Genomic DNA, 15,211 nt, shown 5'->3' with positions numbered 1-15,211 from the left:
GTGGGTACCGCGGCCGCGACGACCGCCAGGGTGCGCCCCGCCGCGACGACGACCGTCGCCGCGACCCGGCCCGCGAGGACCGCCGCGCACCCGACGGACGTCCGAGCACCGTCTGGCACAACGGCCGGCGGTACGTCGGCGGCACCACGACCGCGAGGAACGGCGACCGCCCGAACGCGTCCGGCCAGCGTCCCGGCGGCCAGCGCTCGGGCGGCCCGCGCTCCAGCGCGCCGAGGAGCACCGACCGCGCGACCACCCCGCAGCCCGAGGGGACCCGTGACGAACACGGGCAGCCGCTCGAGGGCACGCCCGAGCGTCCGATCATCCCCGAGTGGGACGCGGCCGACGGGACCGCGACCGCCGGAGCCGAGCCGGGCCTCCAGGCCGACGGTGAGCGCCTGCAGAAGGTGATCGCCGCTGCGGGCGTGGCGTCCCGCCGCGTCGCGGAGAACCTGATCGTCGAGGGACGGGTGACCGTCAACGGCGAGGTCGTCGAGGCCCTCGGGCGTCGGGTCGACCCGGAGACCGACGCCATCGCGGTGGACGGCGTGCCCGTGCAGGTCGACACCTCCAAGCGGTACGTCCTGCTCAACAAGCCGGTCGGCATCGTGTCGAGCCTGCAGGACGAGCGTGGGCGTCGTGACCTGTCCGAGTTCGTCGACCGGTACGAGGAGCGCCTGTTCAACGTCGGCCGGCTCGACGCGGAGACCTCGGGCCTGCTCGTGCTGACGAACGACGGCGACCTGGCGCACGTGCTCGCGCACCCGTCGTTCGGCGTGACGAAGACCTACATCGCGAAGGTGCAGGGGAACGTCAACCCTGCGACGGTCCAGCGGCTGCTCGACGGCGTGGAGCTCGAGGACGGGCCGATCGCCGCGGACAAGGTGCGGCTGCTCGAGTCGTCGCGCGGTGAGTCGCTCGTCGAGATCACGCTGCACTCCGGCCGGAACCGGATCGTCCGGCGCATGCTCGACGAGGTCGGCCACCCCGTGCTCGAGCTCGTGCGCAGGTCGTTCGGGCCGCTGCAGCTCGGCTCCCTGCCGATCGGGCGGACGCGGGAGTTGTCGACCGTGGAGCTCGGGAAGCTGCTCGCCATCGCGCGGGGGCACGGGCAGGAGGCAGTCGCGCAGACGGACGAGTGAGTCGCCGCCGAGGAGTCCCTCGACCGCGAGCACATCGCAATCGGAAGTATTTCATATTCACGATCTAGGGTCATGTCGCTTCGTCCGACCCCAGAAAGTGATCATGAACACGCTCACCCGACGATCCGTCGCGGCAACGGGAGCCTTCGCGCTCGCCGCTGCTGCGACGGGGATCGCCCTCACGTCCTCGCCGGCCGCTGCCGCGCAGACGGACGTCCCCCGCCAGCCCCTGCCGACCGAGTTCACGCTCGCCGTCCCGAGTGACGACGGCACCACCCTCGCCTGGACCGGCGCGCCCGACCGCTCCGAGCTGCGGGAGTACCCCAGTCCCGCCGCCGCGGCCGATGCGGGGCTCACCCCGTTCTCCCTCATCCCGGACGCCAACGGCTTCGCCAAGATCGTCGCGGGCGGTGCCTCGTTCGGGTACTGCCTGTACCTCGGCCAGACCACCGCCGGCACGGTCGGCGCCGGCATCAGCAAGGACCGCTGCGGTGTCGCCGCCTCGAACTGGACCGTCACCGACGGCCGGATCACCTCGCCGTACGGCTACGCGCTCGGCAACGAGACCGCCCGTGTCGACGGCACGGCCGGGCTCGCCGCCACTGCCTCGGCCACCGGCGCGGACTTCGGCATCGAGACCGGCTTCGCGGACGCCGTCCCGCCGACGACGTTCGACGTGACGTCCCCGACGACGAACGACCCGAACGACCGCGCGGTCCTCCGAGGCCGGACCGCGCCGTCGAGCACCGTCCTCGTCACCGACCGCAGGGGCGCCAGCCTGGTCCGGGGCACCGTGTTCACCGACGCCACGGGTGCGTGGGAAGCGCACATCGACTCCCCGCCCCGGGGTGTCACCGAGCTCGACGTCCTCGTCACGGTGTCCACCGGGCAGACCGTCCGCGAGCGGAGCTGGGGGACCGTGTCCTACGGTGCCGGCATCAGCGCCGCGTCGGACACGACGCCGGTCGGGGTCGACGGGACCACGTCGATCTCCGGGACGGGCGACCCCGGTGCCGCGGTCCGGGTCGTCACGGGTGGTCGGGCCGACCCGGTTGAGGTCGGGCGCGACGGGACCTGGACGATCGACGTCACGGTGGACCGGGCGAAGCGGGCAGCGACGTCGTCGGTCGTCCTCGAGATGGCCGGCGTCGGCGGACAGCGCACCGTCGTGCCCGTCGCCGTCCGGGCCGCCTCGCTCGACGCCGACGTCGTGTTCCCGGCCGATGCGGCCGAGTCCGCCTACGTCGAGGGCGACGCCGAGCCCGGATCGACGATCGAGGTCCGCGCGACGGACGGTGCGGCCGTCGGGACGGCGACGACCGACGCCCGCGGTCACTTCGAGGTCGAGGTCGGCGCACCGGACGCCAGCGGGCGGAAGGACCTCCGGGTCGTCGAACGTTCGGACGGCGAGGTCGTCGCGCAGGACGACGTGACGGCGGACTACGGCGCGCCCGTGCGGATCCTCTCGCCGTCGACGGGCGGGACCCTCACGCCGGGGTCCGAGGTCGTCGGCACCGGGGAGCCCGGGGCCGAGGTCGCGCTCGAGCTCGGCGGGAAGACCGTGCACACCATCGTGGACGCGGGCGGCGAGTGGAGCGCACGGTTCCTCGACGCCGGTGACCGTCCCTTCGCGCTGACGATCCCGGACGCCCTGCGCTTCACCGAACGCAGCAAGCCGGCGATCACCGGCACCGGCACCCCCGGCGCCGTCGTCCGCTTCCAGCCCACCGCCGGCGACGACACCGGGCACACGGACACCACGGCCCGCCCGGACGGCACCTGGCGCATCGCGGGCGCCGACCTGCGGCTGACCGTCGGGCAGCGCTACGACGCGGCGGTCGTGCAGCGGCCCGGTTCCGCCGACGCGCGCACCGAACGGGTCCGGCTCGAGAGCGACCTGCGCCCGATCACCGTGACCTCGCCGGAAGCCGGGGCGACGATCACGCCCGACCACGGGTACGTCACGTTCAGCGGGACCGCCTCGCCCGGCGACCAGCTCGCCGTGCGCGTCCCCGGTGGCGACCGCGTCGCCAGCACGGTCGTCCGGGCCGACGGCACGTGGACCATCCCGGACGTGTTGTTCCCGCAGGGGCAGCACACCGCGCGGATCGTCGGACTGTACGGGGACGTCGACGTGTCCTTCACCGTGGCGTCCGACACCGGCTCCCAGCTCCGCATCACCACGCCGACCGAGGGCAGCACCGTCGACGCCGACCCCGACTTCACGAACCCGGGCGTGCGGTTCAGCGGGACGGCGGCGCCCGGCGCGTACGGCGGCATCGTGGACCTCCGCGACGGCACGGTGCGCGGGTTCCAGGTGGATGCGTACGGGGCGTGGCAGCAGACCCTCCCGCTCCGCGAGGGCGCCAGCCACGTGCGGGTCACCGACGCGGTGAACGCACCCGTCGAGCTGCGCTTCACCACGCGCTGGCCGGGTCGCTGAACCCGACCCGGTACCCGAGGACAGCGGCACCCCGCACGATCGACGTTCGGGGTGCCGCTGGGCGTGGTCGGTAGGCTTGGCGGGTGACCGACGCCCTCGCCCCGCTCGCCGGACCGGACATCCACCGGCGGCTCCGCGGACCCGTGCGCATCGTCGGCGCCGGGCTCCTCGGCGCCTCGATCGGTCTGGCGCTCCGCGAGCAGGGCGTCGACGTGGTCCTCGACGACGTGTCGCCCGCCGCCCTGGCGCTCGCCGTCGACTACGGCGCTGGTCGGCCCCCAGCGGCGGGTGACGCCCCCGAGCTCGTCGTCGTGGCGGTCCCGCCGGACGTCGTCGCGACCGTCGTCGAGCGGGAGCTCACGGCCTACCCGGACGCCGTGGTGACGGACGTCGCGAGCGTGAAGTCCGGGCCGCTCGCAGCACTGCGGGCCGCCGGGGCCGACGTCTCGCGGTACATCGGCTCGCACCCGATGGCCGGACGGGAGCGCAGCGGGCCGACCGCCGCGCGCGCCGACCTCTTCGTCGGGCAACCGTGGGTGATCGCCGGGCACGACGACATCACCTACCAGCGCGCCGCCGTGGTGGAGGACCTGGCGCTCGACCTCGGTGCGACGGTGGTGCCGATGGATCCCGAGTCGCACGACCTCGCGGTGGCGTACGTCTCGCACACGCCCCAGCTCGTCTCGACCCTCATGGCTGCCCGCCTGCGTGACGCCCCCGACGGGTCGCTCGGGCTCGCGGGTGGCGGCGTCCGCGACGTGACCCGGATCGCCGCGAGCGACCCGGGGCTCTGGGTGCAGATCATCGGCGCGAACGCCACACGGATCCGTCCGGTGCTCGCCGACCTCCGCGACGACCTCGACCGGGTGCTCGCGGCCCTCGACGACCCGCACGCCTCGGGCTCCCCGCGTACCCTGGCCGAGGCGATCGCGGCGGGCAACCGCGGGGTCGAACGGCTGCCGGGGAAGCACGGCACCTCGAAGCGCTTCGCCCAGGTCGTCGTCCTCGTCGACGACACCCCCGGGCAGATCGCCGCGCTCCTCACGTTCATCGGGGAGATCGGCATCAACCTCGAGGACATGCGCCTCGAGCACTCACCGGGCGCGCAGATCGGCATCGTCGAGGTGTCGGTCGTGCCCGAGCAAGAACAGCGACTCGTCGAGCGACTCGAGGAGCGCGGATGGAGGATCGCAGCAGCATGGGCCTGAACGACGACACGAACCGACCAGTGCAGGACTCCGGGGTCACGGGCGGCCCGGACGGTCCCGACTCCGGGCTCCCGGCCCCGGGCGACCAGCCAGGGCCCCTCGGCGGCGGCGACCTCGCCGGCGGTCTCGACGGCCAGGGCGGCGGCGAGCCGGGTTCGACCAGCGCGCCGGTGCCGTCGGGCCTGCCCGACGGCGCCTTCGTCGCGAAGTTCGTCATCGCGGTCGACGGGCCCGCGGGCAGCGGCAAGTCGAGCGTCTCCCGGGCTGCGGCCCGCGCGCTCGGCTTCGGGTACCAGGACACCGGGGCGGCCTACCGTGCGCTCGCCTGGCACGCCCTGCAGCAGCGGGTCGACCTCGACGACGCCGCGGCCGTGCTCGCGAGCTGGGACACGTTCGACTACGAGATCGGCACCGACCCGGACGACTACTTCGTCCGCGTGGCCGGCACCGACGTCACGGACGCCATCCGCACGCCCGAGGTCACGGCCGCGGTCGCCCACATCGCCAAGCTGCCCGAGGTCCGGCAGCGGCTCGTCCAGCTCTTCCGCCAGGTCATGCGCCGCGCGGACGCCCGGGGCATCATCACCGAAGGACGCGACATCACCACCGTGGTCGCACCCGACGCCGAGGTCCGCATCCTGCTGACCGCGGACGAGTCGGTTAGGATGGCCAGGCGCTCGGCCGAGGTCACGACCCAGTCGGCCGCCGAGACCTCCGCTGCACTCGCCCGTCGGGACGCCGCGGACGCGAAGGTCGTCGACTTCATGAACGCCGCGGACGGCGTCACGACGCTCGACTCCACCGACCTCGACTTCGACCAGACCGTGCAGGCGGTCGTCGAGCTGGCCCGAAGCACGGCCACGAACTGATCACCCGCGGCCACCGCGCCGCACGCGAGGAACCCACACCATGGCGCAGCTGGACAACGACAACCCGGCGAACGACGAATTCCCCGAGTACGACGCCGCCCTCGGCGAGCGACTCGCCGGACTCGACGACACCGAGGCGGAGCAGCGGACGACCGCGCTCCGCGCCGGCCTCGAGGACTACGAGCTCGACGACGAGGACCTCGCGCTCCTCGAAGCGGGGCAGATCGGCGAGGACGGCACCTACTTCCTGCCGGCACTGCCGGTCCTCGCGATCGTCGGTCGGCCGAACGTCGGCAAGTCGCAGCTCGTGAACCGCATCCTCGGCCGCCGCGAGGCAGTCGTGCAGGACACCCCGGGCGTCACGCGCGACCGGGTGAGCTACAAGGCCGAGTGGAACGACAAGCGCTTCACGCTCGTCGACACCGGCGGGTGGGAGCCCGACGCCAAGGGCATCAACGCCTCGGTGGCCGCGCAGGCCGAGGTCGCGATCGACCTCGCCGACGCGGTGCTCTTCGTCGTGGACGTCACGGTCGGCATCACCGCCACCGACGAGCACGTCGTGAAGATGCTCCGCGGCACCGACCGTCCGGTCATCGTCGTGGCGAACAAGTCCGACGACGACCGCCGCGACCTCGACGCCTACGAGCTCTGGAACCTCGGCCTCGGCGAGCCGCACCCGGTCTCGGCGCTGCACGGCCGCGGCGTCGCGGACCTCCTCGACCTCATCGTGAAGACCCTGCCGGACACGTCCGCGGTCGCCAAGCAGGAAGTCGGCGGCCCCCGTCGCGTCGCGATCCTCGGCCGCCCGAACGTCGGCAAGAGCTCGCTGCTCAACAAGGCCGCCGGTGAGGAGCGGGTCGTCGTGAACGAACTGTCCGGCACCACCCGCGACCCGGTGGACGAGCAGGTCGAGCTCGGCGGGCGGGTGTGGCGCTTCGTCGACACCGCCGGCATCCGGAAGCGCGTCCACCTGCAGCAGGGCGCCGACTTCTACGCGTCGCTCCGCACCACCGCGGCGCTCGAGAAGGCCGAGGTCGCCGTGGTCGTCCTCGACGTCACCGAGCCGATCTCCGTGCAGGACCTCCGCATCATCGACCTCGTGCTCGAGTCGGGCCGTGCGCTGGTGCTCGCGTACAACAAGTGGGACCTCCTCGACGACGACCGCCGTCGCTACCTGGAGCGCGAGATCGAGCAGGACCTCGCGCACGTCGCATGGGCGCCGCGCGTCAACATCTCGGCGCGCACGGGTCGGCACCTCGAGAAGCTCGTGCCGGCGCTCGAGACCGCCCTCGACTCGTGGGACACCCGCATCCCGACCGGCAAGGTCAACGCCTTCATCGCCGAGCTCGTCCAGGAGCACCCGCACCCGGTCCGCGGGGGCAAGCAGCCGCGCATCCTCTTCGGCACGCAGGCGTCGAGCCAGCCGCCGACGTTCGTGCTGTTCACGACCGGCTTCCTCGACCCGCAGTACCGCCGGTTCATCACCCGACGCCTCCGCGAGGTCTGGGGCTTCGCGGGTACGCCGATCAACGTCAACATGCGGGTCCGCGAGCGGCGGAAGCGCTAGCCGACCGGCACCGCGATGTCCGACGCCCGCCGCCGACGGGTCACCCCGCGACGGGTGGCCCTGGCGGCGGGTGTCGTCGCGTTCGTGGTGGCGGGTGCGGCCCTGGCGGTCGTGTCCTCGCGCCCGCCGGACGATCCGCACCGCACGAGCACGCCCGCGGCGACGCCGGTCGACGCCGGGGTCGACCCGACCGCGCCGTGGTGGGAGCGGGTGCCGCCGGTCGAGGGGGACCTCCTGCCGATCAACCGGTACGCCGCCGGCCACGTCACGATCGTGCGCGCGGGGGACCATGCCCTGACCGTCCGGATCGACCACTTCAACCTCGCATGGGCGACGGCCGAGGGGTCCGGCGGTCCCGGCGAGGCGCGGGTGGTCCTGTCCGCGGGCACGGTGATCGGCGAACGGCGCGGCTACTGGTCCGAGCAGCGCGGCGCCGCGACGGTCGGTACGGTGCAGGTCGACACGGACGCCCGCCACCGGGTCCCGTCGACGGTCGAGTTCCGCGTGGACGACCCGGACCGGCTCCCGGCGGATGTGCGCTCGGTGGTGGTGCTCCGCGTCTCCGACGACCCGGCGCTCGACGGCGAGGTCCTCGGCGGCGCAGCACTCCTCCCGGCCGACTGAGCCCCGCCCCGCCGTCGGATGCGGCAGCATGGGGCCGTGACCGTCACGTCCCGTTGCCCCGCGCACCGCGAGCGTGCCGAACGATGAACCGCGGTCGGTGGTTCCTCGCCGGGGGAGCGGGCGTGCTGCTCGCGGCCGTCGCGACCACCGCCGTCGTCGTCGTCGGGGGTGCTCCGGACGGTGGAGCGACCACGCGCGGCTCCGGCTCGGACGCCGAGAGCAAAGCGAGTGCGGCGACCGCGTCGCCTGCGCCCGGGTGGCTCGGCCCGACGAACCGGCTGGGAGCGCCTGCGGACGCCGGGTCCCCGGACGGTGAGCCCGCGGAGCGTTCGGCCGGCCCGCGCGCGGGGACGGACGCCTGGTGGCGCCGCGTCCCGCCCGTCGCCGGGCCGCTGCGGTCGTCGGACGGCCGGCGGATCGGACACGTCGCGGTCCTCGCCTCGGACGGCGACACCCTGACCATCACCGTCGTCGGCACCGCACGACTCCCGAGGACGGCGTCGACCGCCGTCCTCACCGCCGACGACCGTGCCGTCGTCGAGCTGGGCACCGTCACGTCGGGCGTGCGCGGCGTGGGGTTCGTCCTCACCGCGGCCGATGCCGACCGGCTGCCGGACCCGGTCACGACCCTGGAGCTGCGGGACCGGGACGGCCGCACCGTCGCCACCGCCGTCCTGCTGCCGGTCTGAATCGGCGGACCGGTCGCGATCCGCGGCACGCGGGCACACGGCGGACCCGCGCCGCACGACGAACGCTGGCCAGGTGGCGGACCCGCGCCGCCCGACGAACGCAGGTCACGTGGCGGACCCGCCCCGCGCCTCCAGGCCGCTGCCACGACCGCCGGACGGGAGGCACGGTGCGCGCCCGCCCCGTCGGATGCGGCACCATGGTGGGGTGACCGTCCCAGACCTCGCCGACCGGCTGTGGTGCCGCCTCCGGCTCGACCGTCTCGCCGGTGGCCGACAGGGCGGCTACGTCATCCGCGAGGACATGCTCGAGCACCCCGACACCGTCCGGTCCTTCCGGTGGATCCGGTGGCTGCTCGTCGCCGAGACCGTCGTCGGCCTCACCGCGATCGTCGTCGCCGTGCTGCTCACCCGGGCGGGTGCGACGGTGCCGTGGGCGGTGTGGTTCCGTGCGACCGTCGTCCTGCTCATCACGCTGACGCTCTACGTCTTCGCGTGGCGCGCGCAGCTCGGGTACTACTGGGCGTACCAGCGGCTGCGGCTGTTCAGCCGGATCTTCCCGATCGTCACGCTCGTCGTCGCGGCGATCCCGGGGCTCTACCCGTTCTGGATGGTGATCGAGCAGATCGTGTTCTCGTTGCTGATGATCGGCATCGGTGACGTGCTCACCTCGGACCACATGCGATCGGCGTTCCCGAAGCCCGTCCGACCGTAGGGACGTGTGACCGTGCGGACCCCCGGTCAGTCGAGGGGGTACGGCGCACTCGGCCCCGCGACCCGTGAAGCAGCGATCGACGCCAGGACCGCGAGCCCCTCGGCCGACGCCGAGCCCGACTCCGCGTGGTGCACCACGAGGAGCTGCCCGTCGGTGCCCCCGATGCCGTACTTCTCACGCCGGAGCTCGAGGTCGCCGACCTCCGGGTGCCACATCCGGACGGCAGCACCGAGGCACTGCACCCGTACCCGGACGACCTCCACCTGGTGACGAAGGTCGGCGCCCGCCGTGACGAGCAGGGCGGGTGGCCGCACGCCCGCGAGCCGCACGAGCTCGTCGAGCAGGTGCACGACAACCTCCGGAACCTCGGTCTCGAGCAACTCGACGTCGTGAACCTCCGGATGGGCGGCTTCGACGCGCCCGAGCCCGGCAGCATCGCACGGCAGTTCGAGGCGCTCGCCGAGCTCCAGCAGCAGGGACTCATCCGGCACCTCGGGCTCTCCACCGTCAGCGCCGAACAGCTGGCGGAGGCGCAGACGATCGCCCCGGTGGTGTGCGTCCAGAACATGTACAACATCGCCCGTCGCGAGGACGACGCGCTCGTGGACGCCACGGCCGCCCAGGGCATCGCCTACGTGCCCTACTTCCCGCTCGGCGGCTTCTCGCCGATCCAGTCCGGTGCGCTCGACCGGGTCGCGGGACGGCTCGGCGTCACCCGGCTCACCGTGGCCCTGTCGTGGCTGCTGCAGCGCTCGCCGAACCTGCTGCTCATCCCGGGCACCTCCTCGGTCGCGCACCTCCGCGACAACGTCGCGTCGGCGGGCTTCGCCCTGCCGGCGGACGCGGTGGCCGAGCTGGACGCGATCGGCGCGGCCTGACGGGGTGACCCCGGACCGGCCGGGAGGCCCGTGGCGGCGCCGCCACGGGCCTCCCGGCCGTCGTGTGCGGACGTCGGTGCGTCCCTCTACGATGGCGGTGGGGGTGGAGTGTGAAACTCAAGGTGACCATTTCAGGGTCGGGGACCGAGCGGGACGTCGTCGTGACCGCGGACGTGACCGCCACGATCGGCAGTCTCGCCGAGCGACTCGCCGGCGGGCGTTCCGCGGCCGACGGTGTCCCGCTGACCCTGCGCGTCTGGGCGCCGGGTCGGGTGCAGGCACGGTTGCTCAACCCGTCCGCGACCGTGCACGAGTCCTCGCTCCGCTCCGGCTGCCGCGTCGAGGTCGTCGCAGCGACCGACCGCCGCCGCGGTGACGACGTCGAGGACGCGCCCGCGGCCCTCCTCCAGGTGCTGACCGGGCCCGAGGCCGGCCACGAGTACCTGCTGTCGCGCGGGGTGAACCTGGTCGGCCGCGACGCCATGGCGCAGGTCTCCCTCGCCGACGACGGCCAGGTGTCCCGCCGGCACGCCGCCATCACCGTCGGCGACACGGTCGAGGTCGTCGACCTCAACTCCGCGAACGGCGTCGCCGTCGACGGCCGTCTCGTCGCGCGGTCGTTCCTCGACCCCACCAACGTGGTCCAGCTCGGCGGGACGACCCTGCGCATCGCGCCGCTGCCGGGCACGTCGGCGACCGGAACGGTCACGCCGACGGCACCGGGGACCACCCCCGACGACACCGAGTTCTCGCGCTCGCCCCGGGTCGAGCCCGCGTACCGCGGCAAGCACGTCACCCTGCCGGAGATCCCCGTCCCGGGGGAGAAGCCGCGGTTGCCCGTCATCGCGATCCTCGCGCCGATCATCCTCGGCGGGGTGCTCTTCCTCGTCACCAAGCAGCCGTACACGCTGGTCTTCATCGCGCTGTCGCCGATCATCATGATCGGCACGTGGATCGACCAGCGGGTCCAGACGCGACGGCGGAAGCGCGACGAGCGGGAGCGCTTCGAGGAGTCCCTGCGCGACGCCCGCGGCAGACTCGCCGCCGAGCGGGAGCACGAGCTCGAGGCCCGCGTCGCCGAATCGCCGGACCCGACCGCCGTGACCGCCGCGATGCGCGAGCGCAGCACGCTCCTCTGGACGCGGAAGCCCGAGCACACCACCTTCCTCGAGGTCCGTTTCGGCGCCGGCACGCAGCCCTCCCGGTCCACCGTGACCCTGCCGTCGAAGAACTCCGGCAGCGTCGACGACTGGAACCGCGCCGAGGCCCTGGCCGACGAGTACGCGACGGTCGGGCCGGTCCCCGTCGTCGAGACGTTCGAGCGCGCCGGCGCGATCGGGGTCGCGGGCACCGGGCTCGCCGCCGACGACGTCGCACGGTCCCTCGTGGTGCAGCTCGTCGGCCTGCACAGCCCCGCCGACCTCGTCCTGACCGCCTTCGCCGGTGGTGCCACCACGGAGCAGTGGTCCTGGCTCAAGTGGCTGCCGCACGTCGACTCGCCGTACAGCCCGATCCGGTCGCCGGGGTTGGTCCGCGACTTCGCGGGCGCGTCGGCCCTGCTCGCCGAACTCGAGGGCCTCGTCGTCACCCGCCGCGCCGCCGGGATCGGTCGTGGTGCGCGCGTGCGCTCCCGCATCGACGAGGACCGGGCACTCGACGAAGAGCACGGCGGAGCCGTCGAGCGGCTGCCCGCGGTGCCGGCCGTCGTGGTGCTCGTCACCGCCGAGGCCCCCGCGGACCGGGCGCGGCTCGTCGCGCTCGCCGAGGAGGGGCCCGACTACGGCGTGCACGTCCTGTGGCTCGCCCCGACCCTGCAGGCGCTGCCGGCAGCGTGCCGCACCGCCGTCGTGCTCGACCGCGCCACCGGCACCGTGACGGTCGGGTTCGTGCGGTCGGGTCTCTCCGTCGCGCTCGACCGCCTCGACCGGGTCGACAGCATCGAGGCGGCGACCGTCGCGCGGGCCGTCGCACCCCTGCGGGACAGCGGGGCCCGGGTACTGGACGAGACCGACCTGCCGCACAGCGTCGCGTTCCTCGACCTGTACGAAGGCGACCTCGCCGGCGACCCGGCAGCCGTCGTGAGCCGGTGGTCGAAGAACGACAGCCTCACCGCGGACTGGGTCCCCGGAGCCGGACGCGAGTCCGGGGGCATCCGCGCCGTCGTCGGCCAGGGGCCGAGCGAACCGATGGCCCTCGACCTCCGCGTGCAGGGGCCGCACGCGCTCGTCGGTGGCACGACCGGGTCCGGCAAGAGCGAGTTCCTCCAGACCTGGATCATGGGCATGGCGGCGGAGTACGCGCCCGACCGCGTCACATTCCTGCTCGTCGACTACAAGGGCGGCGCCGCGTTCGCGGAGTGCGTCGGTCTCCCGCACACGGTCGGGCTCGTCACGGACCTCACCCCGCACCTCGTCCGGCGGGCGCTGACGTCCCTGCGCGCCGAGCTCCGGTACCGCGAGCACCTGCTCAACGAGCGCGGCGCGAAGGACCTCGTCACCCTTGAACAGCGCGGCGACCCGGCCGCACCGCCCGCGCTCGTGATCGTCATCGACGAGTTCGCCGCCCTCGCCACCGAGATCCCGGAGTTCATCGACGGCGTGATCGACGTCGCGCAGCGGGGCCGGTCGCTCGGCCTGCACCTCGTCATGGCCACGCAGCGGCCGAGCGGGGTCATCAAGGACTCCCTCCGTGCCAACACGAACCTCCGCATCGCGCTCCGCGTCGCCGACCCCGTCGACAGCGAGGACGTGCTCGGGGTGTCCGACGCCGCCTTCTTCGACCCGGGGACGCCCGGTCGTGCCGCGGCGAAGACCGGGCCCGGTCGCGTGGTCGACTTCCAGACCGCGTACCTCGGCGGACGGTCCGACGACGCCGTCCACGAGTCCGACGTCGAGGTGCAGGACCTCCCGTTCGGCCCCGGCTCCGTCTGGCCGAGCGGCGTCCGAGCACCGAGTGACACCACCCGGAAGAAGGACATCGAGCGCCTCGCCACCACCATCGCGCGTGCCGCCGACGCCCGTGCGCTCGCGGTGCCGCGCAAGCCCTGGCTCGACCAGCTGCCCGACACGGTCGACCTCGCCGCACTCCCGGCGTCCGACGGGGCACGGCTCGTGGTCGGGACCGTCGACGTGCCGGAAGCGCAGCAGCAGACCCCCTTCGTCGTCGACCTCGACGTGGTCGGGAACCTCGCCGTCCTCGGCGCCGGCGGCACCGGCAAGTCCCAGGCGTTGCGCGCCCTCGCCGTCGCGGCCTCCGCGGTCGCGGACCGGTTCCCCGTCGACATCACCGGACTCGACTTCGGCGGTGGCGGGCTGAGCGTGCTCGAGGGGCTGCCCACCGTCGGCACCGTCATCAGCGGGCCGGACGACGAACGCATCACGCGCCTCCTGGCCGACCTCAGCGCGACCATCGCGGACCGCTCGACCCGCTTCGCCGCCGCCCGAGCGGCGAACCTCACCGAGTACCGCGCCGCGACGGGCCTGGCTGAGCCGCGCATCCTGGTGCTCGTCGACGGGATGGGTGCGTTCCGCGCCGAGTACGAGTTCCGCCCGGGAGCGACCCAGGTCTTCGACCAGGTCGTCGGGATCGCCGCGACCGGACGGGCCCTCGGCGTCCACCTCGTGATGTCCGCCGACCGTCTCGGGGCGTTCCCGACCAACCTGCAGGCGGCGGTGGGGGAGCGCGTCGTGCTGCGACTGGCGAGCGAGCTCGAGTACCACGCGGCGGACGTGCCGGCCGACGTGCTCGAGGACGCCGTCCCCGGGCGCGCGCTCGTCGACGACCACGAGGTGCAGATCGGGGTGCCCGGGGGCACCGCGGACCTCGGACGCCAGGACGCGGCGATCGTGGCGCTCGCTGACGGACTCCGCGCGCGCGGTGTCGTCGACGCGCAGCCGATCCGGACGCTGCCGACCGTCGTGGACCCGGCAGCGCTGCCGGTGTCCGTCGCCGGGCGGCCGACCATCGGGCTCGCGGACGACACCCTCGCTCCGATCGGCATCCCGACCGACGGCCTGTTCGTCGTCACGGGACCGTTCGGCTCCGGACGCAGCACCACGATGCGCACGCTCATCCGCTCGGTCCGGTCGACCTGGCCCGAGCGGCCGGCGCACCTCATCGTCGGTCGTCGGTCGTCGCTCCGGGACGCCACCGACTGGGCCTCCGTCTCGACCGACGGCGAGTCCGCCGAGACTCTCGCAGCGGAACTGGCGGCGGGGCTCGAGGGCGGTGTGTCATCAGGTGCGGTCGAGCCGGTCGTCGTGATCGAGAACGTCGGCGACTTCGAGGGGCTGCCCGCCGAGGGCCAGGTCGCACGGCTCATCAAGGCCGCGCGACGGGCGGGCGTGTTCGTCCTCGCCGAGGCGGACACGGTGACGGCGCCCAGCGCGTGGCAACTCTTCGCCGAGCTGAAGACCGCCCGCGCCGGCATCGCCCTGCAGCCGGAGGAGACCGACGGGCTCACGCTGTTCCGGACCGCGTTCCCCCGGGTCACCCGGTCGGACTTCCCGGTCGGACGCGGCATCATGGTCGATTCCGGGCGCATCACCCGGGTGCAGGTCGCCCACACCGAGGACATCGCCGTACCCCGCTGACGGGGGGCTAGACATAGCGTGCGCGAGGAAATTTCAGTTGGTGTTACGGTGGTCGGAGTCGCCGGAGGGGCTGGCGACACCGACCACCGTGAAGGGGTGCAACGTGGCCAACATCAACGTCTCCTACCAGGAGCTCAACAGCAACGCCGACCGACTCGTCGCCGGGCGTGACGAGATCAACGCGACGCTCTCGAAGCTGCAGTCGCAGATCGCGGCGCTGACACAGGCGGGGTTCCAGACGGACCGTTCGTCGGGTGCCTACAACGAGGCGTACCAGCGCTTCACGAACGGGGCGCAGAACACGATCGGCGGGCTCAACGACCTCGCGCAGTTCCTCCGGACGACCGCGCAGACGCTGGGCGACGTCGACCAGCAGCTGGCGTCGAAGCTCGGGCGCTGAGCGGACGGACCATGACGGGCCGGCCGGCTCCGAGCGGTGCCGGCCGGCCCATCCACGGGGGAGAACATGTACGGGGAGATGTCTCAG

General features: G+C 73.6%; 12 protein-coding genes. 11 read left to right on the top strand and 1 reads right to left on the bottom strand.

Features of this window, described 5'->3' with window-relative positions:
* Nucleotides 1–398 precede the first annotated feature (398 nt).
* The 8 genes from IEY20_RS17140 to IEY20_RS12485 all read left to right on the top strand — a co-directional run bounded on the left by IEY20_RS17140 (nt 399) and on the right by IEY20_RS12485 (nt 9,254).
* On the top strand, nt 399–1,142 hold the full coding sequence (locus IEY20_RS17140; protein ID WP_229728046.1) for a pseudouridine synthase: 744 nt from the start codon (nt 399–401) through the stop codon (nt 1,140–1,142).
* Between the two features lie 103 nt (nt 1,143–1,245).
* Entirely contained in the window at nt 1,246–3,585 is a 2,340-nt protein-coding gene (locus IEY20_RS12515) for an Ig-like domain-containing protein (protein WP_175328228.1), read from the top strand.
* Between the two features lie 83 nt (nt 3,586–3,668).
* Nucleotides 3,669–4,793 (top strand): prephenate dehydrogenase, encoded by a 1,125-nt coding sequence (locus IEY20_RS12510; RefSeq protein WP_175328227.1) that lies wholly within the window; start codon nt 3,669–3,671, stop codon nt 4,791–4,793.
* A gap of 182 nt (nt 4,794–4,975) precedes the next feature.
* Entirely contained in the window at nt 4,976–5,662 is a 687-nt protein-coding gene (gene cmk / locus IEY20_RS12505) for a (d)CMP kinase (RefSeq protein WP_188889198.1), read from the top strand.
* Between the two features lie 40 nt (nt 5,663–5,702).
* Entirely contained in the window at nt 5,703–7,229 is a 1,527-nt protein-coding gene (gene der / locus IEY20_RS12500; protein WP_022904847.1) for a ribosome biogenesis GTPase Der, read from the top strand.
* A 15-nt stretch (nt 7,230–7,244) separates the two neighbouring features.
* Nucleotides 7,245–7,853, top strand: coding sequence for a hypothetical protein (locus IEY20_RS12495; protein WP_175328225.1), 609 nt, complete (start codon nt 7,245–7,247; stop codon nt 7,851–7,853).
* Between the two features lie 83 nt (nt 7,854–7,936).
* Nucleotides 7,937–8,542, top strand: coding sequence for a hypothetical protein (locus tag IEY20_RS12490; RefSeq protein ID WP_175328224.1), 606 nt, complete (start codon nt 7,937–7,939; stop codon nt 8,540–8,542).
* Nucleotides 8,543–8,747: 205 nt separating this feature from the next.
* Nucleotides 8,748–9,254: a hypothetical protein gene (locus IEY20_RS12485; protein ID WP_229728043.1), complete on the top strand. Its 507-nt coding sequence runs from the start codon at nt 8,748–8,750 to the stop codon at nt 9,252–9,254.
* A gap of 26 nt (nt 9,255–9,280) precedes the next feature.
* Here the strand turns inward: IEY20_RS12485 and IEY20_RS12480 are convergent, their stop codons facing one another.
* Nucleotides 9,281–9,469: a hypothetical protein gene (locus tag IEY20_RS12480; protein WP_188889200.1), complete on the bottom strand. Its 189-nt coding sequence runs from the start codon at nt 9,467–9,469 to the stop codon at nt 9,281–9,283.
* Between IEY20_RS12480 and IEY20_RS12475 the strand changes: the two genes are divergently transcribed.
* From IEY20_RS12475 to IEY20_RS12465, 3 genes are all read left to right on the top strand, one after another.
* Entirely contained in the window at nt 9,461–10,132 is a 672-nt protein-coding gene (locus tag IEY20_RS12475) for an oxidoreductase (protein WP_307839744.1), read from the top strand. The genes IEY20_RS12480 and IEY20_RS12475 overlap by 9 nt on opposite strands.
* A 122-nt stretch (nt 10,133–10,254) precedes the next feature.
* Entirely contained in the window at nt 10,255–14,724 is a 4,470-nt protein-coding gene (locus IEY20_RS12470) for a type VII secretion EssC family protein (protein WP_188889187.1), read from the top strand.
* Nucleotides 14,725–14,827: 103 nt separating this feature from the next.
* Nucleotides 14,828–15,124 (top strand): WXG100 family type VII secretion target, encoded by a 297-nt coding sequence (locus IEY20_RS12465; protein ID WP_031273999.1) that lies wholly within the window; start codon nt 14,828–14,830, stop codon nt 15,122–15,124.
* The last annotated feature ends 87 nt before the right edge of the window (nt 15,125–15,211 follow it).

Source organism: Curtobacterium luteum (genome assembly GCF_014646995.1).
Classification (GTDB): Bacteria; Actinomycetota; Actinomycetes; order Actinomycetales; family Microbacteriaceae; genus Curtobacterium; species Curtobacterium luteum.
The sequence above is the reverse complement of the archived record's forward strand: the minus strand, read 5'-3'. Positions and strand labels throughout refer to the sequence as shown.